General features: G+C 64.4%; 25 protein-coding genes. 16 read left to right on the top strand and 9 right to left on the bottom strand.

From position 1 onward, the window contains the following. Positions 1–10: 10 nt before the first annotated feature. Positions 11–136: a hypothetical protein gene (locus QQK95_RS23875; protein WP_262928143.1), complete on the bottom strand. Its 126-nt coding sequence runs from the start codon at positions 134–136 to the stop codon at positions 11–13. Between the two features lie 69 nt (positions 137–205). Here QQK95_RS23875 and QQK95_RS23870 point away from each other — a divergent pair, with 69 nt between their 5' ends. From QQK95_RS23870 to QQK95_RS23840, 7 genes are all read left to right on the top strand, one after another. Then, complete coding sequence (locus QQK95_RS23870) at positions 206–832, top strand: methyltransferase family protein (RefSeq protein ID WP_284276842.1); 627 nt, start codon at positions 206–208, stop codon at positions 830–832. 182 nt (positions 833–1,014) lie between these two features. Then, positions 1,015–1,218, top strand: a complete 204-nt coding sequence (gene rpmI, locus QQK95_RS23865) for a 50S ribosomal protein L35 (protein WP_006201248.1) — start codon at positions 1,015–1,017, stop codon at positions 1,216–1,218. A gap of 37 nt (positions 1,219–1,255) precedes the next feature. Next, the gene (rplT, locus tag QQK95_RS23860; RefSeq protein ID WP_006201247.1) at positions 1,256–1,657 is read left to right on the top strand and encodes a 50S ribosomal protein L20; all 402 of its coding nucleotides are present in this window, start codon (positions 1,256–1,258) and stop codon (positions 1,655–1,657) included. Positions 1,658–1,804: 147 nt separating this feature from the next. Continuing rightward, positions 1,805–2,902, top strand: a complete 1,098-nt coding sequence (gene pheS / locus QQK95_RS23855) for a phenylalanine--tRNA ligase subunit alpha (protein WP_284276841.1) — start codon at positions 1,805–1,807, stop codon at positions 2,900–2,902. Continuing rightward, the gene (locus QQK95_RS23850; protein WP_284276840.1) at positions 2,899–3,321 is read left to right on the top strand and encodes a GFA family protein; all 423 of its coding nucleotides are present in this window, start codon (positions 2,899–2,901) and stop codon (positions 3,319–3,321) included. Before pheS ends, QQK95_RS23850 begins: the two co-directional genes overlap by 4 nt. After that, positions 3,318–5,726, top strand: coding sequence for a phenylalanine--tRNA ligase subunit beta (gene pheT, locus QQK95_RS23845; RefSeq protein WP_284276839.1), 2,409 nt, complete (start codon positions 3,318–3,320; stop codon positions 5,724–5,726). The genes QQK95_RS23850 and pheT overlap by 4 nt, the downstream gene beginning before the upstream one ends. A gap of 38 nt (positions 5,727–5,764) precedes the next feature. Next, complete coding sequence (locus QQK95_RS23840) at positions 5,765–6,367, top strand: nucleotidyltransferase family protein (RefSeq protein ID WP_284276838.1); 603 nt, start codon at positions 5,765–5,767, stop codon at positions 6,365–6,367. Between the two features lie 107 nt (positions 6,368–6,474). Here the strand turns inward: QQK95_RS23840 and QQK95_RS23835 are convergent, their stop codons facing one another. Further along, positions 6,475–7,470 carry an aldo/keto reductase gene (locus QQK95_RS23835; RefSeq protein WP_284276837.1) on the bottom strand — a complete coding sequence of 332 codons (996 nt, stop codon included), beginning with the start codon at positions 7,468–7,470 and terminating at the stop codon, positions 6,475–6,477. Positions 7,471–7,566: 96 nt separating this feature from the next. Here QQK95_RS23835 and QQK95_RS23830 point away from each other — a divergent pair, with 96 nt between their 5' ends. The 9 genes from QQK95_RS23830 to dapA all read left to right on the top strand — a co-directional run bounded on the left by QQK95_RS23830 (position 7,567) and on the right by dapA (position 14,563). Next, on the top strand, positions 7,567–8,457 hold the full coding sequence (locus QQK95_RS23830) for a LysR family transcriptional regulator (RefSeq protein ID WP_284276836.1): 891 nt from the start codon (positions 7,567–7,569) through the stop codon (positions 8,455–8,457). Between the two features lie 78 nt (positions 8,458–8,535). After that, positions 8,536–9,108 (top strand): cytochrome b, encoded by a 573-nt coding sequence (locus tag QQK95_RS23825; RefSeq protein ID WP_284276835.1) that lies wholly within the window; start codon positions 8,536–8,538, stop codon positions 9,106–9,108. 69 nt (positions 9,109–9,177) lie between these two features. Continuing rightward, entirely contained in the window at positions 9,178–9,753 is a 576-nt protein-coding gene (locus QQK95_RS23820) for a YceI family protein (RefSeq protein ID WP_284276833.1), read from the top strand. A gap of 81 nt (positions 9,754–9,834) precedes the next feature. Continuing rightward, positions 9,835–10,821 (top strand): Gfo/Idh/MocA family protein, encoded by a 987-nt coding sequence (locus tag QQK95_RS23815; RefSeq protein ID WP_284276832.1) that lies wholly within the window; start codon positions 9,835–9,837, stop codon positions 10,819–10,821. 44 nt (positions 10,822–10,865) lie between these two features. After that, positions 10,866–12,524, top strand: coding sequence for an FAD-binding dehydrogenase (locus QQK95_RS23810; protein WP_284276831.1), 1,659 nt, complete (start codon positions 10,866–10,868; stop codon positions 12,522–12,524). Between the two features lie 193 nt (positions 12,525–12,717). Continuing rightward, entirely contained in the window at positions 12,718–12,909 is a 192-nt protein-coding gene (locus QQK95_RS23805; protein ID WP_284276830.1) for a hypothetical protein, read from the top strand. A gap of 16 nt (positions 12,910–12,925) precedes the next feature. Next, positions 12,926–13,147: a hypothetical protein gene (locus QQK95_RS23800; RefSeq protein WP_284276829.1), complete on the top strand. Its 222-nt coding sequence runs from the start codon at positions 12,926–12,928 to the stop codon at positions 13,145–13,147. 38 nt (positions 13,148–13,185) lie between these two features. Beyond that, the gene (locus tag QQK95_RS23795) at positions 13,186–13,770 is read left to right on the top strand and encodes a hypothetical protein (RefSeq protein WP_284276828.1); all 585 of its coding nucleotides are present in this window, start codon (positions 13,186–13,188) and stop codon (positions 13,768–13,770) included. Beyond that, positions 13,658–14,563: a 4-hydroxy-tetrahydrodipicolinate synthase gene (dapA, locus tag QQK95_RS23790; protein ID WP_284277058.1), complete on the top strand. Its 906-nt coding sequence runs from the start codon at positions 13,658–13,660 to the stop codon at positions 14,561–14,563. The genes QQK95_RS23795 and dapA overlap by 113 nt, the downstream gene beginning before the upstream one ends. A gap of 992 nt (positions 14,564–15,555) precedes the next feature. Here the strand turns inward: dapA and QQK95_RS23785 are convergent. From QQK95_RS23785 to QQK95_RS23755, 7 genes are all read right to left on the bottom strand, one after another. After that, positions 15,556–16,494 (bottom strand): alpha/beta hydrolase, encoded by a 939-nt coding sequence (locus QQK95_RS23785; RefSeq protein WP_284276827.1) that lies wholly within the window; start codon positions 16,492–16,494, stop codon positions 15,556–15,558. 114 nt (positions 16,495–16,608) lie between these two features. Then, a complete protein-coding gene (locus QQK95_RS23780; RefSeq protein ID WP_284276826.1) occupies positions 16,609–17,391 on the bottom strand; it encodes a carnitinyl-CoA dehydratase in 783 nt (260 codons plus the stop codon). Beyond that, positions 17,384–19,462: an acetate--CoA ligase family protein gene (locus QQK95_RS23775; protein WP_284276825.1), complete on the bottom strand. Its 2,079-nt coding sequence runs from the start codon at positions 19,460–19,462 to the stop codon at positions 17,384–17,386. Before QQK95_RS23775 ends, QQK95_RS23780 begins: the two co-directional genes overlap by 8 nt. 64 nt (positions 19,463–19,526) lie before the next feature. After that, the gene (locus QQK95_RS23770; RefSeq protein ID WP_284276824.1) at positions 19,527–20,690 is read right to left on the bottom strand and encodes an acyl-CoA dehydrogenase family protein; all 1,164 of its coding nucleotides are present in this window, start codon (positions 20,688–20,690) and stop codon (positions 19,527–19,529) included. A 4-nt stretch (positions 20,691–20,694) separates the two neighbouring features. After that, positions 20,695–21,807 (bottom strand): carnitine 3-dehydrogenase, encoded by a 1,113-nt coding sequence (locus QQK95_RS23765; protein WP_284276823.1) that lies wholly within the window; start codon positions 21,805–21,807, stop codon positions 20,695–20,697. Beyond that, positions 21,804–22,433, bottom strand: coding sequence for an HD domain-containing protein (locus tag QQK95_RS23760; RefSeq protein WP_284276822.1), 630 nt, complete (start codon positions 22,431–22,433; stop codon positions 21,804–21,806). Before QQK95_RS23760 ends, QQK95_RS23765 begins: the two co-directional genes overlap by 4 nt. A gap of 14 nt (positions 22,434–22,447) precedes the next feature. Next, on the bottom strand, positions 22,448–23,371 hold the full coding sequence (locus tag QQK95_RS23755; RefSeq protein ID WP_095771917.1) for a beta-keto acid cleavage family enzyme: 924 nt from the start codon (positions 23,369–23,371) through the stop codon (positions 22,448–22,450). Positions 23,372–23,437 lie beyond the last annotated feature (66 nt).

Below are 23,437 nucleotides of genomic sequence, written 5' to 3'. Positions count from 1 at the left end.
ACATCTGAGATCACGATAAAGTCAGGCGTGACCAGCGCTCCAAATCCGCCTGAATCGTCTTGCAGAGCGTCCCGGCGATCGGCGGGACGCCTGTTTCTCGGCTAAAGCTGCGATCGCCGGCTTTGTTTTTATGCATGTCGTCCTCCCAAAACCGGACCCACTTTTGGGCGACATGCAATAGGCTCCTCGACGATCGGATATCCCCTTGGACAACGAACTCAAATACGGGCTGGGCAATTACCAGCAGATGCGTCGGCTGGTGCTTGCCGTGCTCGTGGTGGTGCTGTTTCTGGCGCTGCTGTTCGGTCAATCGACCTTCCCACCCGACACGCCGGTGCATGAAACAATCGAGATGTTCGGCGTGCTCTTGATCTTCCTCGGCATCGTCGGCCGCCTCTGGGCGACGCTCTATATAGGCGGGCGTAAATCCTCCGAGGTGGTGACAGGCGGGCCCTATTCGATCACCCGCAACCCGCTCTATGTGTTCTCGACCGTGGCCGCGGCCGGCGTCGGCGCGCAGATCGGCTCGTTCTCGGGCGTCATCCTGTTCGCACTGCTGTGCGCCGGCGCCTTCCACATCGTCATCCTGCGCGAGGAGAAATTCCTCAAGGAAGCGCTCGGCGCGCCCTATCAGGCCTATCTGGAGAGGGTGCCGCGCTTCTTCCCGAAGCCTTCCCTCTACCAGGAGGGCGACACGGGCAGCTTCAAGCCGCGCCTGCTGTTGACCACGCTGCTCGACGGTCTGGTGTTCCTGGTCGCGCTGCCGGCCTTCGAACTGATCGACGGCGCGCAGCAGTCGGGCATGCTGCCGGTGTGGTTCACGCTGCCCTGAGCGGGGACAGAGCGTCGCACGGCTTCAGGTGTTGCGCACAGGCCGTCTTTGACGTATAGGACCGCCGTTCAAGAAAACCGCCCGGCAGGGCATGCCGTGGCGGTTTCATTTGCTTTTCGGGCTTTGGTCGGCCCGGAGCGAACAAGAAGCGCGATAGTGCGCCAACAATACGGAGTAGCAAAATGCCCAAGATGAAGACCAAGTCGGCCGCCAAGAAGCGGTTCAAGATCACAGGTACGGGTAAAGTCCTGTCGGCTGCGGCCGGCAAGCGTCACGGCATGATCAAGCGTTCCAACAAGTTCATTCGAAATGCCCGCGGCACGATGGTTCTGGCTGAACCGGATGGCAAGAAGGTCATCAAGAATTTTCTGCCGAACGGCCTCTGAGCATTCGGTCTGGACAGCGTTTTAAGGAGATCATGACATGGCACGCGTAAAGAGAGGCGTCACCTCGCACGCCAAGCACAAGAAGGTCCTGAAAGCCGCCAAGGGCTTCTACGGCCGTCGCAAGAACACCATCCGCATCGCCAAGCAGGCGGTGGAAAAGTCGCTGCAGTATGCTTACCGCGACCGCAAGAACCGCAAGCGCTCGTTCCGCGCGCTGTGGATCCAGCGCATCAACGCCGCGACCCACGAGCATGGCCTGACCTACGGCCGCTTCATCGACGGCCTCAACAAGGCCGGCATCGAGATCGATCGCAAGATCCTGTCCGACATGGCCATCCATGAGCCGCAGGCTTTCGCCGCGCTCGTGGCCAAGGCCAAGGTCGCGCTCGAATATCTGAAGAACACCACGCCGAACGCTTTTGAAAGCGCTGTCGCCTAAGACCAGCGCTTCCCAAGCATTCGCAATTCTGATTATGGGGAACCCGCGCTGGCACGGCTGGCGCGGGTTCTTTTTTGACCCTGATGTAACCAAAATGGTGACGACGAACCAAAATGGTGTCGGTCGCCCTATCGAGAGAGCTTCACTGTGAACGCCACCGCTGGAAATCTTGAAGCCCTGGAAGATTCCCTTCTGGCCGACATCGCATCGGCCGCCGATGAGCCGGCCATCGAGGCCGTGCGCATCGCCGCCTTCGGCAAGAAGGGCACCGTGTCCGAGATGCTGAAAACGCTCGGCGCCATGACCGCCGAGGAGCGCCAGCTCAAGGGCCCGGTCATCAACGGCCTCAAGAACCGCGTCACCGAGGCGCTGACGGCCCGCAAGGCCGAACTCAGGGATGTGGCGATCGCCGCGCGACTGGCCGCCGAGAAGGTCGACGTGACGCTGCCGGTGCGGCAGTCGCCGGCCGAGCGCGGCCGCATCCATCCGATCAGCCAGGTCATCGACGAGATCGCGGCGATCTTCGGCGATCTCGGCTTCGCCATCGCCGAAGGTCCCGATATCGAGACCGACTATTACAATTTCACCGCGTTGAATTTCCCGGAGGGACATCCGGCGCGCGAGATGCACGACACCTTCTTCTTCCAGCCGGACGAGAAGGGCGAGCGCAAGCTGTTGCGCACGCACACCTCGCCCGTGCAGATCCGCACCATGGAGAAGCAGAAGCCGCCGATCCGCATCGTCATTCCGGGCAAGACCTACCGCCAGGATTCCGACGCCACGCACTCGCCGATGTTCCATCAGGTCGAGGGACTGGTGATCGACAGATCAGCGAATGTCGCCAACATGAAGTGGGTGCTGGAAGAGTTCTGCAAGGCGTTCTTCGAGGTGCCCTCGGTCAAGATGCGCTTCCGGCCGTCCTTCTTCCCGTTCACCGAGCCAAGCCTCGAGGTCGACATCCAGTGCGACCGCTCGCGGCCCGGCGAAGTGCGCTTCGGCGAAGGCTCCGACTGGATGGAGATCCTCGGCTGCGGCATGGTGCATCCCAATGTGCTGCGTGCCGGCGGGCTCGATCCCGACGAATATCAGGGCTTTGCCTGGGGCATGGGCATCGATCGCATCGCCATGCTCAAATACGGCATGCCGGACCTGCGCGCCTTCTTCGACGCCGATGTGCGCTGGCTGTCGCATTACGGTTTCCGGCCGCTCGACATGCCGACGCTGTTCGGCGGCTTGAGCGCATGACAGCGCCCCACATTGGCGGCTGCCGCTGCGGCGCCGTGCGGTTCGAGGCTTCGGCCGAGCCGGATCACGTCAGCTATTGCCATTGCGGTGATTGCCGGCGGGCCAGCGGCGCGCCGGTCTCGGCCTTTGTCGGTTTCCTGGCCGACAAGGTGGCGTTCACCGGCAAGGCGCTGAAGATGTACGAGAACGGCCCGGTGACGCGCTCGTTTTGCGGTGTCTGCGGCTCGCCCATCGCCTATGTCGACGAGCGGCTGGAAGACGACATCTACTTCATGCTCGGCGCCATGGACGCGCCGGCCGATTTCAAGCCGACGCTGCATGCCTATGTCAGCGAGCAGCTTCCCTTCCTGCATATGTCCGACGACTTGCCGAGACATCTGAAATCAAGCGTCAAAAGACCAGACGGAACAGCCCCATGAAATTCACCCTCTCCTGGCTCAAGGATCATCTCGAGACCGACGCCACGCTCAACGACATCGTCGAGCGGCTGACGTCGATCGGCCTCGAAGTCGAGCATGTCGACGACAAGTCGAGCCTGAAACCCTTCGTCATCGCCAAGGTGCTGACGGCGGTGCAGCACCCCGATGCCGACCGGTTGCGCGTGCTGACCGTCGATACCGGCGACGGCAAGCCCCCTGTCCAAGTCGTCTGCGGCGCGCCGAATGCCCGCGCCGGTTTGATCGGCGCTTTCGCCGCGCCCGGCACCTATGTGCCCGGCATCGACGTAACGCTGACGGTCGGCAAGATCCGTGGCGTCGAGAGCCATGGCATGATGTGTTCCGAGCGCGAGCTGGAACTGTCCGACGAGCACAATGGCATCATCGATCTGCCGGCCGACGCGCCGGTCGGCACCAGCTTCGCGTCCTATGCGCATCTCGACGATCCGGTCATCGAGATCAATCTGACGCCGAACCGGCCGGATGCCACCAGCGTCTACGGCATTGCCAGGGATCTGGCGGCAAGCGGGCTCGGCACGCTGAAAAGTGGTGCGGTCGAAAAGATTCCCGGCAAGGGCGAGACGCCGGTCAAGGTGGTCATCGAGGCGCCTGAGCTTTGCCCGGGCTTCGCCTTGCGCCTGGTGCGCGGCGTCAAGAACGGTCCGTCGCCGAAATGGCTGCAGCAAAGACTGATCGCCATTGGTCTGAGGCCAATCAGCGCGCTGGTCGACATCACCAACTACGTCACCTTCGATCGCGGCCGGCCGCTGCATGTGTTCGACGCCAGGAAGGTCGCCGGCAATCTCGTCGTGCGCCGTGCCAGGGACGGCGAGAAGGTGATGGCGCTGGACGGTCGCGAATACACGCTGACGCCCGACATGTGCGCCATCGCGGACGACAATGGCGTCGAATCGATCGCCGGCGTGATGGGCGGCGAGCATTCCGGCTGCGACGAGAACACATCAGACGTGCTGATCGAATCGGCCCTGTGGGATCCGATCACCACCGCCCGCACCGGCCGCACGCTCGGCATCATCACCGATGCGCGCTACCGCTTCGAGCGTGGCGTCGACCCTGAGTTCATGGTCCCCGGCGTCGAACTGGCGACGAAACTGGTGCTCGACCTCTGCGGCGGTGAGCCGGCCGAGACGGAAGTCGTCGGCTATGCCGGCCACAAGCCCAAGATCGTCTCCTTCCCGCTTTCGGAAGTGACGCGGCTGACCGGCATCGAGGTGCCGAAGGCGGAAAGCCTCGACATCCTGTCGCGCCTCGGCTTCAAGCCGCAGGGTTCGGGCGATGTCGTGGACGTCGCTGTGCCGTCCTGGCGTCCCGATGTCGACGGCAAGGCCGACCTGGTCGAAGAGGTGATGCGTATCCACGGCGTCGACAACATCGCGCCGCAGCCGCTCGGCGCGCATGACGCGGTCAATTCGAAGATCCTGACCACGCTGCAGGTCCGCACCCGCACCGCCAAGCGCGCGCTTGCCGTGCGCGGCATGATGGAGGCCGTCACCTGGTCGTTCATTCCTGCCAAACATGCCGAGCTGTTCGGCGGCGGCCAAACAGCGCTGAAGCTCGCCAACCCGATCGCCGCCGACATGTCCGACATGCGGCCGTCGCTGCTGCCGGGGCTGATCGCCGCAGCGCAGCGCAATGCCGACAAGGGCATTGGCGATGTGGCGCTGTTCGAGGTCTCGGGCACTTATGAGGGAGACGGCGCCGACCAGCAGCGGCGCGTGGCCGCCGGCGTGCGCCGCGGCACCGCCAAGCTCGACGGCTCCGGCCGCAGCTGGGCCGGCAATTCGGGTCCCGTCGGCGTGTTCGACGCAAAAGCCGATGCGATCGCGGCGCTCGAGGCCTGCGGCGCGCCGGTCGACCGACTACAGATCGAGGCGGGCGGGCCGTCCTGGTACCATCCCGGCCGCTCCGGCACGATCAAGCTCGGGCCGAAGACCGTGCTCGGCACGTTCGGCGAATTCCATCCCAAGACGATGGAGGGGCTCGATGTCTCCGGTCCGCTCTGCGGCTTCGAAGTGTTCGTCGATGCCGTGCCGGAGCCGAAGGCCAAGCCGACGAAGACCAAGCCGAAGCTGGAGCTCTCCGCCTTCCAGGCGGTGAAGCGCGACTTCGCCTTCGTCGTCGACAAGGCGATCGAGGCCGGCACGCTGGTGCGCGCCGCATTGGCCGCCGACAAGAAGCTGATCACAGCCGTCTCGGTCTTCGACATCTTCGAAGGTGCGTCGCTCGGCGCCGACAAGAAATCGATCGCCATCGAGGTGTCGATCCAGCCGGTCGAGAAGACGCTGACCGACGAGGATTTCGAGGCGCTGGCCAAGCGCGTCGTCGAGAATGTCGGCAAACAGACGGGCGGCGTGCTGCGCGGCTGAAACTTGCGAGCAGGTGGCGAATCGTTCTCCAAAGGGCGATGGACCATCTGCGCTATTCCGGGCTGCCGTTCGAAGCACAGCGCGCGGCGTTTCTCGACATGGTGTCGGGAGACCCGCTGGTCGGCGACGCGCTGGCGCGCGCCCGCACGCTTGAGCTGCCGGATTGGCTGGTGGTTTCCGGCGCGCTTTACAACAGCGTCTGGAACCATTTGACCGGCAAGCCGTCAGGTTACGGCATCAAGGACGTTGATCTTTTCTATTTCGACGACAGCGACCTGTCCTATGAGGCCGAGGACGCCGTGATCCGCCGGGCAGCAAAGCATTTCGAGGGGCTGGCGCTGCCGGTCGAGGTGCGCAACCAGGCGCGTGTGCATCTGTGGTATCCCCAAAAGTTCGGGCAGCCCTGCCCGCGCTATACGAGCGCGAGCGAATCCGTCAGCCATTTCGCCTCCAAGACGCACGCGGTCGGGGTGCGATACGGTGCCGACGGGCTGCTCGATCTGGTGGCGCCATTCGGGCTCGACGACATTTTCTCGTTCCGCATCGTGCCGAACCGGGCGATGGACAACCAGCGAACGCATGAGGCGAAGGGCAAGCGGGCGCAGGAGTGCTGGCCGGAGATTGAGGTGGTGCCGTGGTAGGGGTGCAGACGTAGAAATGTCCGTGCTAGGCGCCAGCTTTTCACAATCATCCGCATCGCGCGGGCATTGAAGAAGGGCGCCGAAGCGCCCTTCCCCCAGGTCACCGTTCACCCATTCACCAAAGCCAGCAGCTCCTCGGTGTAACGCTTGCCCATCACCTTGTCCGGTGACAGCGCGTCACCAATCGCCGCTACCTCGGCAACATTCAGCTCGATCTGCGCCGCCGCCGTGTTCTGCTCCAGATGGCGGATTTTTCGTGCGCCGGGGATCGGCACGATGAAATCGCCCTGGTGCAGTACCCAGGCCAGCGCCAGCTGCGCCGAGGTCACGCCTTTTTCCGCCGCCATTCTTTCCAGCGTCGCGATAACCTTGGCATTGGCTTCCATGGCCTCCGCCTGGAAGCGCGGCAGGGTGCGGCGCCAGTCGCCATCGTCAAGCGTTTCGGGCCTGGCGATGGTGCCGGTCAAAAGGCCACGGCCGAGCGGGCTGTAGGGAACGAAGCCGATGCCGAGTTCGCGGCAGACGGCGAACACCTCCTCTTCCGGGTCACGGGTCCACAGCGAATATTCGCTCTGCACCGCCGCTATGGGATGCACGGCATGCGCCCGGCGGATGGTCGCCGCACTTGCCTCCGACAGGCCGAGCGCGCGCACCTTGCCCTCGCGCACCAGCTCGGCCATGGCGCCGACCGTATCCTCGATCGGCACGTTGGGGTCGACACGGTGCTGGTAGTAGAGGTCGATGACATCGGTGCCCAGCCGCTTCAGCGAGGCCTCGGCCACCGCCTTGACATGCTCGGGGCGGCTGTCGACGCCGGCCATGCGGTCGAGGCCGGTGCCTTCTTCCAGAATCTTGAAGCCGAATTTGGTGGCGATCGTCACTTTGTTCCGCACCGACTTCAGCGCCTTGCCGAGCAGGATCTCGTTCTCGTAAGGGCCGTAGACTTCCGCCGTGTCGAAGAAGTTGACGCCGATCTCGACGGCACGGTGCAGCGTGGCGATCGCCTCGGCCTCCGGCTGGCCGCCATAGGCGAAGCTCATGCCCATGCAGCCTAGGCCCACGGGATACACATTCAATTCAGTTCCTAGTTTGCGGGTTTGCATCACGCGTCTCCTTGTTGTGATGCAGCAGAAGTAGCGCCTTGCTTTGTGTTCGATAATCGTCTCTCATTTGTACGGGCCGTTCCAAGAAATAGATCAATGAACCGAGCGCATCTCTCCCAACTGGCGGTGCTGGCGACCGTTGCTCAGTGCGGCAGCTTTCGCGGCGCGGCCAGGGAATTGGCCATCGCGCCATCGGCGGTCAGCCACGCTGTGTCCAGCCTCGAGGCGCGGCTTGGCGTGCGGCTCCTGGCGCGCAGCACCCGCAGCGTCGCGCCGACGGAAGAAGGCGCGCAACTCTTGGAGCGATTGCGGCCGGCTCTGTCGGAAATCGACCTGGCACTGGAGACCGCGGTCGAGTCACGCGAGCGGCCGGCGGGGAATCTGCGGCTCAGCGTGCCGCGCACGGCAGCGCATCTGGTGCTGACGCCGCGGCTCGGCGCTTTTGCCACGGCCTATCCCGACATCGTGCTGGAGATTGTCATCGAGGACCGCTTCACCGATGTGGTTGAAGGCGGTTTCGATGCTGGCGTGCGGCTCGGCGAGAGCCTGCAGCGCGACATGATCGCCGTGCGCATCGGACCGGACCTTCGCGGCGCGGTGGTCGGCGCGCCATCCTATTTCGCGGCCATGCCGAGACCACATCATCCGCGCGACCTTGCCGATCATCGCTGCATCCGCTTCCGCTTCTCCAGCGGCGTTCTCTACCGCTGGGAATTCGAGAAAGACGGAGAGGAGATCGAGATTGCAACGCAAGGACCGCTAATCCTCGACGAGGACCATCTGATCGCGCAAGCGGTGGTCGATGGCGCTGGACTCGCCTTCGTCTTCGAGCCTTATGTGCGGGACCCGCTCGCCGACGGAAGGCTGATCCGCGTGCTGGAGGACTGGTGCCCGCCCTTCGAAGGGTTCTTCGTCTATTATCCCAGCCGCCGGCAGATGCGTCCGGCGCTGAGGGCGTTCGTGGATTTCTTCAAGGTGAGCGGTTAGGGAACGCCCCTTACCTCCCCCTTGTGGGGAGGGTGAGGGGCGCCGGAAGAAAGCCGACCCGGCATTCGTTCACACGCCATGCAGACTTCAATCACCAACACGCCAACCCGCTACGGCTGGGCAACCATCCTCCTGCACTGGCTGATCGGCGTCCTCTTCATCGGCCAGTTCGCCCTCGGCTTCATCATGGTGCGGCTGACCAGCCAGCGTACCGCCTTCGAGCTGATCCAGCTGCACAAATCCCTGGGCTTTCTGCTGCTTGGCCTCATCACCCTGCGCATCGCCTGGCGGATTGGCAATGCGACGCCGCCCCTGCCGGCTTCGGTCGGCGCGCTGGAACGGCGTACGGCGCCGCTCGCGCATCTGGCGCTCTATGCCTTTCAGATCGCCTTGCCCTTGTCCGGCTGGGCGCTGGTTTCGGTGTCGACGCTGGAAATCCCGACCATGCCGTTCGACCTGTTCGTGATGCCCAATTTGCCGCTCGCCGAATCCGATGCCGCCGAAAGCTTCTGGGCGGCGGCGCACTGGTATCTCGCCTATGTCGGCATCGCGCTCGTTGCGCTGCATGTCGCTGCCGCCTTGCGCCACCACTTCGTGCTGCGCGACAGCGTGCTGACGCGCATGATCACACCTTCGTCAGGTGGGGAATAGAGCGGGCGGCCAGCGCGTTTGCGGGGTGAGGACGCGAACAAGCGTTGCCTCCAGGAAAGGAACAATCCCATGCATGCGCGCATCCTTGGATTCGCGGCTTTTGCCGCATGCCTTGCCGTGCCCGCAGCCGCGGCGGTGGCATTGAGCGACGCCGCCGGCAGCTACACCGTCAGCCCGGCAGGCTCCAGCATCCATTTCACCATCGGCAAGGCCGGCGGCGGCGGCTTCGACGGCGCCTTCGCCCGCTTCAAGGGCACGATCCGCATCGACAATGGCGATGTCGGGCGCTCGAAGGTCGACCTCACCATCTATCCGGAAAGCGTCGGCACCGGCCAGAGCCGCATCGACGCCTTCCTGCGCTCCGACGCGGTGTTCGATGCGGCCAACAGCCCGGAGATCCAGTTCCGCTCGACCAGCGTGACCCGCACCGGCGATACGTCGGCTCTTGTCACCGGCAGGCTGACGGCACGCGGCAAGACCTTTGCGGAAAAATTCACCGCCGAGCTCGATGGGTTGAAGGGCGGCACGATCAAATTCCATGTCACCGGCAAGGTGCTGCGGTCACGATACGGCATGGATGTCGGCACGCCGCTCTATTCCAATGTCGTCGACTTCGACATGACGCTGACGGGCAAGCGGGGCTGAGCCAGGGTCACCCTCGGTCATTGGCTTTTCCGTCGATTTCGGGCAAACCTCGTCGCCTGTTAATCGACATGGAGAAGCGTGATGTTCCGATGGGGTGTGTTGTCGACGGCCAAGATCGGCCGCGAGCAGTTGTTGCCTGCAATCGTCGAAGCGGAGAACGGCGTGCTGTCGGCGATCGCCAGCCGCGACCTGTCGAAAGCCAAGGCCCTGGCCGAGCGGTTCGGCGCCCGCCACGCGTTCGGTTCGTATGAGGAACTGCTGGCCTCCAAGGACATTGACGGCGTCTACATTCCGCTGCCGACCTCGCAGCATGTCGAATGGACGGCGAAGGCCATCGAGGCGGGAAAACATGTGCTGGTCGAGAAGCCTCTCGCGCTCGACGCCAAGGACATCCCGCCGCTGATCAAGCTGCGCGATGCCAAGAAGGTGCTGGTCTGCGAAGCCTTCATGGTCATCTACCACCCGCAATGGATCAAGGTGCGCGATCTCATCGCCAGCGGCGCCATCGGCCGGCTGCGCCATGTGCAGGGTGCGTTCTCCTACTACAATGTCGATCCCAACAATATGCGCAACCAGCTCGACCTCGGCGGCGGCGCACTGCCCGACATCGGCGTCTACCCGACGGTGTCGACGCGGTTTTCGACCGGCAAGGAGCCTAGCCGTGTGCAGGCGACGATCGAGCGCGACAAGACATTCGGCACCGACATCTATTCCTCGATCCGCGCCGATTTCGGCGATTTCGAACTGTCCTTCTATTTGTCGACGCAGATGGCGGCGCGCCAGGTGATGGTGTTCCATGGCGAGAAGGGTTTCATCGAGGTCTTCTCGCCGTTCAATGCCGGGCTCTACGACCATCATCGTGTCGAGTTGCACAACCAGAACCACACCGAGGCGCAGGTGTTCCGCTTCCCCGGCACGCAACAGTACCGGCTGGAGGTCGAAACCTTCGCGCGGGCTGCACAGGGCGGCAAGGAGCGTGTCTTCACGCTGGAGGAATCCGTGCTCAACCAGAAGGTCATCGACGCCATCTTCCGCGCCGGCGGCAAGGACGGCTGGGAGGCTGTCTAACTAGCTCTCCGAAATAAAGTAGCCGGCTAATTCTGGGAGGAAAAATGGCTGACGACGCGGACGTGATCATTGTCGGCGCCGGCCTTGCCGGGCTGGTTGCCGCGGCCGAGCTCGCCGAGGCCGGCAAGAAGATCATCATCGTCGACCAGGAGCCGGAGCAGTCGCTGGGCGGCCAGGCGTTCTGGTCGTTCGGCGGATTGTTCCTTGTCGATTCCCCCGAGCAGCGGCGCATGCGCATCCGCGATTCGCATGATCTGGCGCTCGAGGACTGGATGGGCACGGCGGCCTTCGACCGGCCGGAGGATTTCTGGCCGCGCAAGTGGGCGGAAGCCTATGTCGGTTTCGCCGCCGGCGAGAAGCGCTCCTGGCTAATCGAGCGCGGCCTGAAGTTCTTTCCCGTGGTCGGCTGGGCCGAGCGCGGCGGCGGCAATGCCATCGGCCACGGCAATTCCGTGCCGCGCTTCCACATCACCTGGGGCACCGGCCCCGGCGTTCTCGAGCCTTTCGTCCTGCGCGTGCGCGAGGCGCAAAAGCGCGGATTGATCAGCTTCAAATTCCGCCATCGGGTGAACGAACTGATGCGGGTGGGCGCTGTCGTGACCGGTGTGCGCGGCGACATCCTTCAGCCGAGCATCGTCGAGCGTGGCCACAAGAGCTCGCGCGACATATCGGGCGATTTCGAGCTGCATGCGCAAGCGGTAATTGTCGCCTCCGGTGGCATTGGCGCCAACCACCAGCTTGTCCGGGAAAACTGGCCCAAGCGGCTGGGCACGGCACCAAAACGCATGATCACCGGCGTGCCCGACCATGTCGACGGCCGCATGCTGGCGATCACCGAGGCCGCCGGCGGTTCAATCATCAACCGCGACCGCATGTGGCACTATGTCGAGGGCATCAAGAACTGGGCGCCGATCTGGACTGAACATGCGATCCGCATCCTGCCCGGCCCGTCCTCACTCTGGCTCGATGCCAGGGGAAAACGCCTGCCGGTGCCGCTCTATCCCGGCTTTGACACGCTCGGCACGCTCAGCCACATCATGAGCACCGGCTTCGATTATTCCTGGTTCATCCTGACCAGGAAAATCATCCAGAAGGAGTTCGCGCTGTCGGGCTCCGAGCAGAACCCGGACCTGACCGGCAAGAGCTGGCGCCAGGTGCTCGGCCGCGCGACATCGGGCATTCCGGGCCCGGTGAAGGCCTTCATGGAGAAGGGCGAGGACTTCATCGTCGAGGCCGATCTTTCGAAGCTGGTGGCGCGCATGAACGCGCTGGCCGGCGGCGAGCCGCTGCTTGAGCTCGCCCAGGTGGAACGCGAGATCCGCGCCCGCGATCGCCAACTCGACAATCCGTTCTCCAAGGACATGCAGATCACCGCGCTGCGCGGCGCCCGCGCCTATCTCGGTGACAAGCTCATCCGCACGGCCAAACCGCACAAGATGCTCGATCCGGCAAACGGCCCGCTGATCGCGGTGCGTCTCAACATCCTGACCCGCAAAACGCTGGGCGGCCTGCAGACCGATCTCGACAGCCGCGTGCTGGGTGCCGACGGCCAGCCGGTACCCGGGCTCTATGCCGTGGGCGAAGCGGCGGGTTTCGGCGGCGGCGGCGTGCATGGTTATGCAGCGCTGGAAGGCACGTTCCTCGGCGGCTGCATCTTCTCCGGCCGCAGCGCCGGCCGGGCGGCGGCCGCCTCGGTGGCGTGAAACGGCACCGTCGTTGTCGCCTGGGCCGCCTATACACCCGGGCGATAAACATATGACTTTTTTATATTTTTCAGTTTTAGTCCGCCTCGAATACAAATGCCGATGCTTTTATCCTTCCGAGTGCAGCAGGCCCTGAGCGCCTGCAGGCGGCCGCCACCTCGTGGCGGCGGTACAAGAAGAAGGAAAGTCTTCGATGTTCCTCTCGGACGGGCTTTACCTGCCCACCCATCGTCCTTTGCCGGCATCACAGGTTGAACAGATCAGGCGCGCGGCCAACAGCAATCGCCGGTCGGTCAGCCTGGTTGCGCCCTTCACTCCGACATGGTGGCTGCTGGTCGTCGGCGCCCTGGTGGCCGCCGCCGCGATCGCTGCGCAGTTGTCCTGAGAAGCAGGAGACGACCATGCAAAGTTCCCCTATTCCCCCTGACGGAAACGCCCTTCACCGCTTCGTCATTGGACGCGATGGCGAAGGCCACTGGATCGCGCGCGACGAAGAAGGCCAGACCGGCGGCGTCTTTGCCGACAGGAATTCCGCTGTCCGTTTCGCCGCGATGGAAAGCGGCCATCGGGCCGGCGCGATACGCTTCGCCCCGGCAAGTGTGCGGCTCTCCCTGTTCAACTGAGCCGCGCCCGGTTCCGAACTGACCGGGACGATTTGGCCATGGACAATTCCAACACCATTGCTGACCCCAACAGCGCCGATCTCGCCGGACTGCTCGATCGCCTCCCGCATGTCGGCAGGCTACTCGAACACCAGCTTTGGGATGCGGCACGCGCCCTGTCGCTCGACAGATCATCCCGTCAAGGCCGGCGATTTGCCGGTCTGGTCGAGGCCGGCGCCACGCTCGACGCCGTCTTCCTGCTGGTCGCCTCGTCGAAGCCGGAGCGCTCGGTGTCGGCCATCAGCAAGATCGGCGAGCGCTGGTTTTGCTCCATTCAAATCACACTGCCAAGAACAACGGCTGGGGCCGACATAGCCGAAGCGGACCACATAGATCTGGCAGCCGCGCTGCTGTCAGCCCTGCTTTCCTCGCACCTCATGAAAACGGTGCGTCCCAGAATTCATCCAGGAGATACTGATTGCCATGACTCCAGAACAAGCCCGAATGCGCCTGACCGGAGCGATGACCGCGCTGGTAACGCCGTTCACCGACGGCGAGGTCGACCTGAAGCAGCTGACCGCGCTGTTGCGCTGGCAGATCGAACAAGGGATCAACGGGCTGGTCCCATGCGGCACCACAGGTGAAGCCCCGACCCTGTCGTGGGAGGAGCGCCTCGACATAGTCGCGCTGTGCGTGAAAACCGCCGCCGGCAGGGTGCCGATCGTAGCCGGCACCGGCACGAACAGCACCGAGACGACGATCGCCTTTTCGACAGCCGCCGAGGCTTGTGGCGCTGACGTCGCCCTCATCGTGACGCCTTACTACAACAAGCCGAGCCAGGAAGGCATCTTTCGCCACTTCGAGGCGATCGCAGCCAAGGTCAGGATACCGATCATCGTCTATAATGTGCCGGCGCGAACCGGCGTCGACCTGTCCGAGGCGACGCTCGAACGCCTGGCGCAGATCCCGACCATCGTCGGCATCAAGGACGCAACTGGCGATGTAAACCGACTATCCTCGCTTCCCGCTGTGCTCAGGCGCCGTTTCATCTTTCTCTCCGGCCACGACGCGACGTCTTTCGGCTTCAACACGATGGGCGGGCGTGGGACGATTTCGGTGGTCTCCAATGTCGTGCCGCGACTGTGTGTCGAGATGCATGACGCGTGCAGGCAGGGCGACCATCACACCGTCCGGGCCATCCACCATCGCTTGCGGCCGCTGATCGCGGCGCTTGAACTGGAGAGCAATCCCGTGCCGGTCAAATATGCGGTAAGCTTGGCGCTGGGCTTGAGCCCCGATGTCCGCTTACCGCTGACCTCGGTTCGCCCTGAAACCGAAACAGCTATACGCGAGGCTATGCTGGCCCTGTCCGAGAGCGTACCCGGTGTCACGCAATCAAGACCGGTCCCGGCCTCGCCCGCGCCGTGGCGGCCTTGAGGGAGACGCCTTGCCATCAGCGGCATAGATCAGTCCGGGCTGGACGATCCATTCGCCAGTCCGGAGCGCGTCGACATCGAAGCGCCCGTCGGCGTCGCGCGTTGCAACGCCGACATAGCGATATCGCGATCCACTCGCATCGACGACCGTATCGGCGATCGGATGACCGGCGAGTTGGCCGATGATTGCCCCCTGCTCTTTCAGGTTTGCCAGGACGAAATACTCCGTCGGCACCCGGCGGCTAACCCCCCGAGGTCAGCCGGGTTGAATGTGATTTCATGGTCGTCTGAAGCCAGTCTGTTGTTCCGGTCGCCGGTCAAGCGGCGGCCCGGAATTACATAGTCTCTGGCCGCATAGGAATTCGAGAGCAGGTTTTGGCCCGAGTTATAAAGGCCGCATATGTCTCGCGATCAGGGGGTTCGGCGCGGGCGGCGTGGCTCGATACAGTCGGGCGACGGCGTCGCCGGGCCGCTAGCGCAGTCTGGCCCGCCGGGTTGTACGTCCGGCGCTGGCGCGCAGTCGATCGCTGGTCCGCCGCAATCGGGGCGGTCTGGCCTGTCTGGCCGATCCGGGCGATCTGGCCTGTCCGGCCAGTCGGGTCTATCGGGTCGATCCGGTCTGTCGGGACGATCTGGCCCGCCCGGCCAATTTGGCCTGTCCGGACGACCGGGCCTGCTTGGCCAGTCTGGTCTGTCGGGGCGATCGGGGCGCCATGGCCTGTCTGGCCTCCATGGCCTGTCGGGTCCGTGGTCACGGTCGCGCCAATGATGGTCGCGCCAAGGGCGGTCGCGGTAATCGTCCGTGTCGACGCATGCACCGAGCGTCGCGGCACAAAGGAGGAGCGCCAACGCGGTTGCGAACCTGGTCATGATTGCGGTTGTTTCCTGCTGCTGGCCGCCCACCCAGTGGGTCTGCCCGCTCAGCATTGCGCCTGCATTACGCCGTGCCGTTCACGTCTGTGCGGTCGTCTCACGCGACGGACGGGAAACCGCTCACCAGAGCCAGGCGCCCTGTCCAAGCGCGGTCACCGCATCGACAATCCGCGTGAAACTTTCGCGGGCCCGGCCGACCGTGTGCCGGGCCCTGAGATAGCCGTGCACCAGACCCGGTTCCTCGAACCATGTGGCGCGCCCGCCCGCGGCGACGATACGGTCACAATAGGTCTCGCCATCTGAAGACAGCGGGTCGCACTCGGCGGTGATCAGAACTGTCGGCGGCAGGTTGGCGAAGTCGGTGTCGGCCAGCGGCGCCAGTGTGGCATCGCCGCTGCGATCCTGCCCGCCGGTGCGGATATGTTTGTAGAATTCGAGATCGCGCATGGTCAGCATCGGCGCTTCGGCATGTCGGACATAGGAGCCCCTCGAGCGATCGCCGCCGAGACCGGGATAGACCAGAACCTGGCCCGCCGGCCGCTTCGCATGGCCGCGCGAGGCGTGCGCAATGGCGGCGCAGAGATTGCCGCCGGCGCTGTCGCCGCAGAGCAGAATGGGGCGGTCGCGGCTGGACGCAGCCCATGCGAAGGCGCTCATGGCGTCGTCGAAGGCGGCCGGATGCAGATGCTCCGGCGCCAGCCGGTAATCGACCGAGACAACTTCGTAGCCGGTACGGGCGCACAGCTCGGCGCAGACATCGTCATGGCTGTCCAGCCCGCCAAGGATGAAGCCGCCGCCATGGATGTAGAGCACGGTCGCCGCCGGTTGCGCGCCGCTTCGGTAGATGCGGATCGGGATGTCGTGCGTGGGCATGGCAATGGCCGAGGTTTCGACCGCCACGTCCTGGGGATAGCCGGCAAAGAATTCGCGGCACATGCGGTCATAGATCTCGCGCTGCTGGGCGATCGTGTAGTCGATCGTATCGGGCGGATAATAGGAATTGGTCCGCTCGATGAAAGCCCAGGTCTCGGCGTCTATGAGTTTTGTGTAATCGGTCATGATGCTCTCTCACCTCCCCTGCTATGGGAGGTCGCCGCGAAGTGGCGGGCTAGGGTGGCGCGCGTCATCCCACCCCGGACCTTCGGTCCGACCCTTCCCATCAAGGGGAGTGGCTCACTTCCCCTTCCACACCGGGTCGCGCTTTTCGGCGAAGGCGCGGAACCCTTCCATATTGTCTTCCGACCCATACAGCACGTCGACCGTCGCCAACTGTCGGCGCGTCACCCGGTTCATCGCGTCCTGAAAGGTCAGCGCCTCGGCCACGCGCGCGGTCTCCTTGATCGCGGCGAAGACCAGCGGCGGGCCGCTGGCGAGCAGGCGGGCGATCTCCCAGACACGGTCCTCGAGCTTTTCCTTGGGCAGCACTTCGTTGACCAGGCCCCAGCGATGCGCCTCAGTGACATCCATCCAGCGGCCGGTAAGCAGAAGGTCCATGGCGACATGGTAGGGAATGCGCTTGGGCAGCTTGATCGTTGCCGCATCGGCCAGCGTGCCGGCGCGGATTTCGGGCAGCGCGAAGGAGGAATGATCGGAGGCGTAGATGAGGTCGCAAGACAGCGCCAGTTCGAAGCCGCCGCCCACCGCCATGCCGTTGACGCAAGCGATGACCGGCTTGTTCAAGTCGCGCAATTCCTGCAGACCGGCAAAGCCGCCGACGCCATAGTCGCCGTCGACCGCGTCGCCGCCGGCGGCGGCCTTCAGGTCCCAGCCGGCGCAGAAGAACTTGTCGCCGGCTGTCTTGACGATGGCGACGCGCAGTTCCGGGTCGTCGCGGAACGCCTTGAAGGTTTGCCCCATCAGCCGCGAGGTCTTCAGGTCGATGGCGTTGGCCTTGGGCCGGTCGAGCGTGACCTCGAGGATCGAGCCTTCGCGGCGGGTGGAAATGACGTCAGACATTCTTGTTTTCTCCCAGCACCAGCAGCGCGTCGGCGATCCAGGCACCCTTGCCTTCGACGCAGACGATCAGCGGGTTGATGTCGAGTTCCTCGATCTCGCCGGCATTCTTCTGCACGAAGGCAGCGATGCCCGCGATGGCGTCGATGGCGGCCGCGACGTCGGCCTTCGGCCGGCCGCGATAGCCTTCGAGCAGCGGGAACAGCTTCAGACCGCGCAACGCCGCCTCGATGTCGTCGCGGGTCGCCGGCAGCATCAAGGTGACGCTGTCGCGCAGCAATTCGACCAGCACGCCGCCGGTGCCCAGCGTCATGACAGCGCCGAACATCGGATCCCTGGTAAAGCCGACGATCAGTTCGGCGACGCCGTCACGCACCATCCGCTCGACATAGAGGCCGGAGCCGAGCGGCAGCAGGTCATGCGCCGCCGTGCTGACGGATTCGGCGTCCTTGAGATTGAGCCGGACGGCGCCGACCTCGGACTTGTGGGTGACGCCCAGCGCCTTCAGGGCCACGGGAAAGCCGAGCGCCATCGAGGAGATGACAGCCTCGACCGCATTGCCGGCGCGCTCGCCCTTGGGCACCGGAAGCCCGGCCTTGATCAGCCGCGCCTTGGCCTCGGCTTCGTCGGGGGTGACATGCTCGCCGCCGGCCGCGCCGGCAGCGGATGTGTCGACCGGTTGCGCCTGCGGTTCGGCCCATGCCCAGCCGATGAAGGCCGCCGCGCCTGCGGCATCCATCGCCTCGGAAATGCCGAACAGCGGCACCATGCCGCGCGCCATGAGTTCCGCGGTGTATTCCTCGGGCAGGTTTTCCGGCAGCGAGGAGACGATCGCGCCATGCGCCTTGTTGGTCTTCAGCGCCGATTCGAAGGCGCGCAGCGTCGCCCACCAGTCGGTGACCGTGCAGCGGTCCGGGCGCGGAAAGTCGAGCACCAGCATGTTGAGGTCGAAGCCGCCCGACACCATGGCAGTGAAGGTGGCGGTCATCGCCGGCTCGTTGTTCCAGATGAAGGTGTGGTAGTCGAGCGGGTTGGCGACCGCGACCAGGGGCCCAAGGGTCGACTTGACATGGGCGCGGTGCGTCTCGGTCAGAACCGGGAAATTGACCCAGCGGCCTTCGGCGCTGTCGGCCATGACGGAGGCTTCGCCGCCCGAACAGCTCATCGACGATAGCCTATAGCCGGGCAGCGGACCCGTGATGTGCAGCAATTTCAGCGCCTCGATGAAGGCGGGAATGGAATCGACGCGCGCAATGCCGAGCCGCCTCAGGAAGGCGCCGGAAGCGGCATCCGAGCCGGCGAGCGAGGCGGTGTGCGAGACGGTCGCCTGCCTGGCCTGCTCCGAGCGGCCGACCTTCATGGCGATGATCGGTTTCTTCAGTTCGCGTGCGCGCGCCGCCAGCCTCTCGAAGCCGGCTACGGAATCGAAGGCTTCGATGTGCAGGCCGAGCGATGTCACCCGCTCGTCCTCGATCAGGCCGAGCGCCATTTCGGAGAGGCCGGTCTGCGCCTGGTTGCCGGCGGTCATCAGGAAGGCGATCGGCAGGCCACGCTTCTGCATCGTCATGTTGATGGCGATGTTGGAGGACTGGGTGATGATGGCGACACCCTTGCCGCCCTCCTCCAGCCTTATGCCGCCATGCTGGTCGGGCCACAGAAGCGCGCCGTCGGCATAGTTGATCAGGCCATAGCAGTTCGGTCCGATGATCGGCATCTCGCCGGCCGCGGCAACCAGTTCGGCCTGCAGCCTTTCGCCATCATCGTCATAGGCCTCGGTCTCGAGGAAGCCGGCGGCAAAGCAGACGGCGCCGCCGGCACCGCGTTCGGCCAGCGCCTTGATGACCTCGATCGTCAGATGCCGGTTGACGCCGACAAAGGCGGCGTCCGGCGCCCCGGGCAGATCGGCGACCGAACGATAGGCTTTGCGGCCGGCAACCTCGTCCTTGGTCGGGTGCACCGGCCAGATTTCGCCGGCGAAGCCCATCTTGATCGATTGGGCGACGACGGCGGCGGCCTGCACCCCACCGAAGACGGCGATCGATTTCGGGCGCAGGAGACGTTCGAGTTTATGCATGGTCATCTTTTCGTTTGAGCGCGGTGTCTGCCAAAGCCGTATCCAGACTTTGGCGCATCATGCTCTAAGCACCGAACGGACGCAGCAGCGCCCGCGAAATAATATGTCGCTGAATCTCCGACGTGCCTTCCCAGATGCGCTCGACGCGGGCGTCGCGCCAGATGCGCTCCAGCGGCAGGTCGTCCATCAGCCCCATGCCGCCATGGATCTGGATGGCTTCATCGGCGACGTATGCCAGCATTTCGGTGGCCTTCAGCTTGGCCATGGCCATATCCTGGTCGGTGACGGTGCCCTGATCGTACTTCCAGGCAGCTTCGAAGACCATGAGGTCGGCGGCCTTCAATTCGGTCGCCATGTCGGCGAGCTTGAACGACACGCCCTGGAACTTGCCGATCTGCTGGCCGAACTGCTGGCGCTGCGCGGCGTATTCGACCGCATGGCCGAGCGCCCGCTCGGCGCGGCCGAGACAGGTGGCACCGACCTGCAGGCGGGTGGCGCCAAGCCAGGAATTGGCGACATCGAAGCCCTTGTGAACTTCGCCGAGCACCTGGCTGGCCGGCAGGCGGCAATCGTCGAATTCGAGGATGGCGTTGGTGTAGCCGCGATGCGAGACGTTGCGATAGCCGTCGCGCACCGCAAAACCCTTGGTGCCCTTGTCGACGAAGAAGGCGGTGATCTTCTTGCGCTTGCCGCGCGGCGAATCCTCTTCGCCCGAGGCCATGAAGACGATGGCGAAATCAGCGAGATCGGCGTGGCTGATGAAATGTTTGGTGCCGTTGAGCACCCAGTCATCGCCGTCCTGCACGGCGGTCGCCTTCATGCCGCGCAGGTCGGAGCCGGCGCCCGGCTCGGTCATTGCCAGGCAGTCCCACTTCTCGCCACGGATGCAAGGGAAGAGGTACTTTTCGCGCTGCTCGGGCGTGCCGGCCAGGAGGATGTTGGAGGGCCGCGCGACGCAGGTCCAGTGCAGCGCGTAATTGGCGCGGCCGAGTTCCTTTTCGTAGAGCAGCCAGGTCACCGTATCGAGGCCCGCGCCGCCGACATCGGCGGGCATGTTGGCGGCATAGAGGCCGGCCTCGATCGCCTTGGCCTTGAGCTCCTCGATCAGTTCGCGCCGCAGCACGCCTGTGCGCTCGACCTCGCGCTCATGCGGGTAGAGCTCATTCTCGACGAAGGCGCGCGTCGTCTCGACAATGAGTTTTTGTTCCTCCGAAAGACCGAAATCCATCGTCTCAGCCTTTCTTGCTTTTCTTCGCCTTGCCGCCCTTTGCCGGCTTTTCCGCCTTCTTCACCGGCTTGGAGGCCTTTGCCTTCTCGGCGGCTTTTGAAGCCGTCGGCTTCTTCGCCGCCAGCTTGGCGAGCTGCTTGGTGTAGTCCTTGTGCAAGGCGCCGGCGCCCCAGCCCTTGCCCTTGTTCTGCTTCGACAGCGCATCCATGATCGCGACCAGATTGTCGTCGCGGATCTTTTCCAGCTCGCGGATCGACAGGCCATGCGCCTGGTCGTCCGATTGGGTGGCGATCAGGTCGACCAGCTCGTCGTTGAATTCCGGAACGTCCATCAGCTTGGTCCACGGCCACTTCAGGCACGGCCCGAACTGCGCCATGAAATGGCGCATGCCGGCCTCGCCGCCGGCGACGCGGTAGACCTGGAACATGCCCATCTGCGCCCAGCGCAGGCCGAAGCCGTAGCGCATGATGTCGTCGAGTTCCTCGACGGTGCAGATGCCGTCCTTGATCAGCCACAGCGCCTCGCGCCATGCCGCCTCAAGCAGGCGGTCGCCGACGAAGGCCTCGATCTCCTTGCGGATGACGACAGGCTTCATGCCGATCGAGGCATAGATCTCCTTGGCGACCTCGATCGCCTCCGGAAAAGTCTGGTCGCCGCCGACGATTTCGACCAGCGGCAGGAGATAGACCGGGTTGAACGGATGGCCGACGACCAGCCGTTCCGGATGCTTCTTCATCGCCACCTGCATGTCGGTCGGCTTGATGCCGGAGGTCGAGGAACCGACAATGGCGTTGGCCGGCGCATGGGCGTCGATCTCGGCCAGCACCTTGTGCTTGAGATCGAGCCGTTCCGGCACGCTTTCCTGGATGAAATCGGCGTCGACCACCGCCTCGGCGATGGTCTTGGCGAAGGTCAGCTTTCCCTCTTTCGGCAAGCCGCCGGGCACCATCTGCTTGTAGGCGCGACGCGCGCCTTTCATCACTTCCGAGACCTTTCGCGAGGCTTCCGGATCGGGATCGAAGATCGACACGTCGATGCCGTTGAGCAGCAGCCGCGCCACCCAGCCGGCGCCGATGACACCGCCGCCAATGGCGGCCGCCTTGTTGATGATGCTCATGCGGAAGCTCCGGTTCTTGTCCTGGCTGTTTCGGGATCGATGAGAGGCACGCGCTCGCCGGCGCGGATCACGGATGCGTCGTAGGCCTTGCGGGCAAAGACTTCGAGCACGAAGGGCCGGAAGAAGTCGATCGGCAACGTCTCGTAGTCGGGGTCGAAGCTCGACTGGTCCCAGCGCTCGCAAAACTGGTCGCAATCATCGAAATAGGCGTGGCCGGCAAAGCGGTCGCGCGCATGGCGGTTGCCGCCGAGATGATGGGCGTAATAGAGCCGCTGGAAGTCGCCGTGCTTTTCCACCACCCAGGTGCATTGCTCGCGCACGAAGGGCTTCAGGATCGAAGCGGCGTATTCGTCGTGATTGTAGGGCGCATAGATGTCGCCGATGTCATGCAGCAGCGCGCAGGCGATCCAGTCGGCGTCGGCGCCGTCGCGCCAGGCGCGCGTCGCCGCCTGCAGCGAATGGCCGAGCCGGGTGATCTTGTAGCCGGACAGGCCCTCGTCGAGCTGCACCAGCGCGTCGAGCAGCCGCTCGCCGGTCCTGGCGGCATAGTCGATTTCATGGGCGGTCAGGAACTCGTAATCGTCCTTGTCGCCATCCTTCATCGCGGTAAATTTGACGGTCGCCATGATCCGCTCCCGTTTTACGCCGCGGCTGCGATCGGCGCCCGCTTCGTCAGGTTGAGCTTCTTGCGCACTTCCTCCGGCCCGAGGATCCTGGCGCCGAGATTGGTGACGATGCTGGCGGCGCGCTCGACCAACTGGGCGTTGGTGGCCAGCACGCCCTTGTCGAGCCAGAGATTGTCCTCGAGACCGACGCGGACGTTGCCGCCGGCGATCACGGCCGCGGCGGCATAGGCCATCTGGTTGCGGCCGATGGAAAAGGCCGACCAGTTCCAGGTCGACGGCACATTGTTGACCATGGCCATGAAGGTATTGAGGTCATCGGGCGCGCCCCATGGCACGCCCATGCAGAGCTGCACCAGCGCGTCGGGGTTGAGCACCTTTTCCTCGACCAGCTGCTTGGCGAACCAGAGATGGCCGGTGTCGAAGGCCTCGATCTCGGGCTTGACGCCGAGCGCCGTCATCATGCCGCCCATGGCGCGCAGCATGCCGGGCGTGTTGGTCATGACGTAGTCGGCTTCGGCGAAGTTCATGGTGCCGCAGTCAAGCGTGCAGATTTCCGGCAGGCACTGGCGCACATGTTCCATGCGGTTGGTGGCGCCGCCCATGTCGGTGCCTTTCTCGTTGAGCGGCAGCGGCGCTTCCGGCGAGCCGAACACCATGTCGCCGCCCATGCCGGCGGTGAGGTTCAGCACCACGTCGACATTGGCGTCGCGGATGCGCTCGGTCACCTCGCGGTAGAGATGCACATCGCGGCGTGGTTTGCCGGTCTCGGGGTCGCGCACATGGCAGTGGACAATGGCCGCACCGGCCTTGGCCGCGTCGATGGCCGAATCGGCGATCTGCTTGGGCGAACGCGGCACATGCGGAGAGCGATCCTGCGAACCGCCGGACCCGGTCACGGCACAGGTAATGAAGACCTCACGGTTCATCGCAAGCGGCATGGAATTCTCCTCCTAGTCGAAACAGCCATGCATGTCGCCCAAAAGTGGGAACCGGTTTTGGGGCAA

The sequence above is a fragment of the Mesorhizobium huakuii genome (genome assembly GCF_030160235.1).
Lineage (GTDB): Bacteria > Pseudomonadota > Alphaproteobacteria > Rhizobiales > Rhizobiaceae > Mesorhizobium > Mesorhizobium huakuii.
Note: the sequence above shows the minus strand (reverse complement) of the source record. Positions and strands in the feature narration are given on the sequence as shown.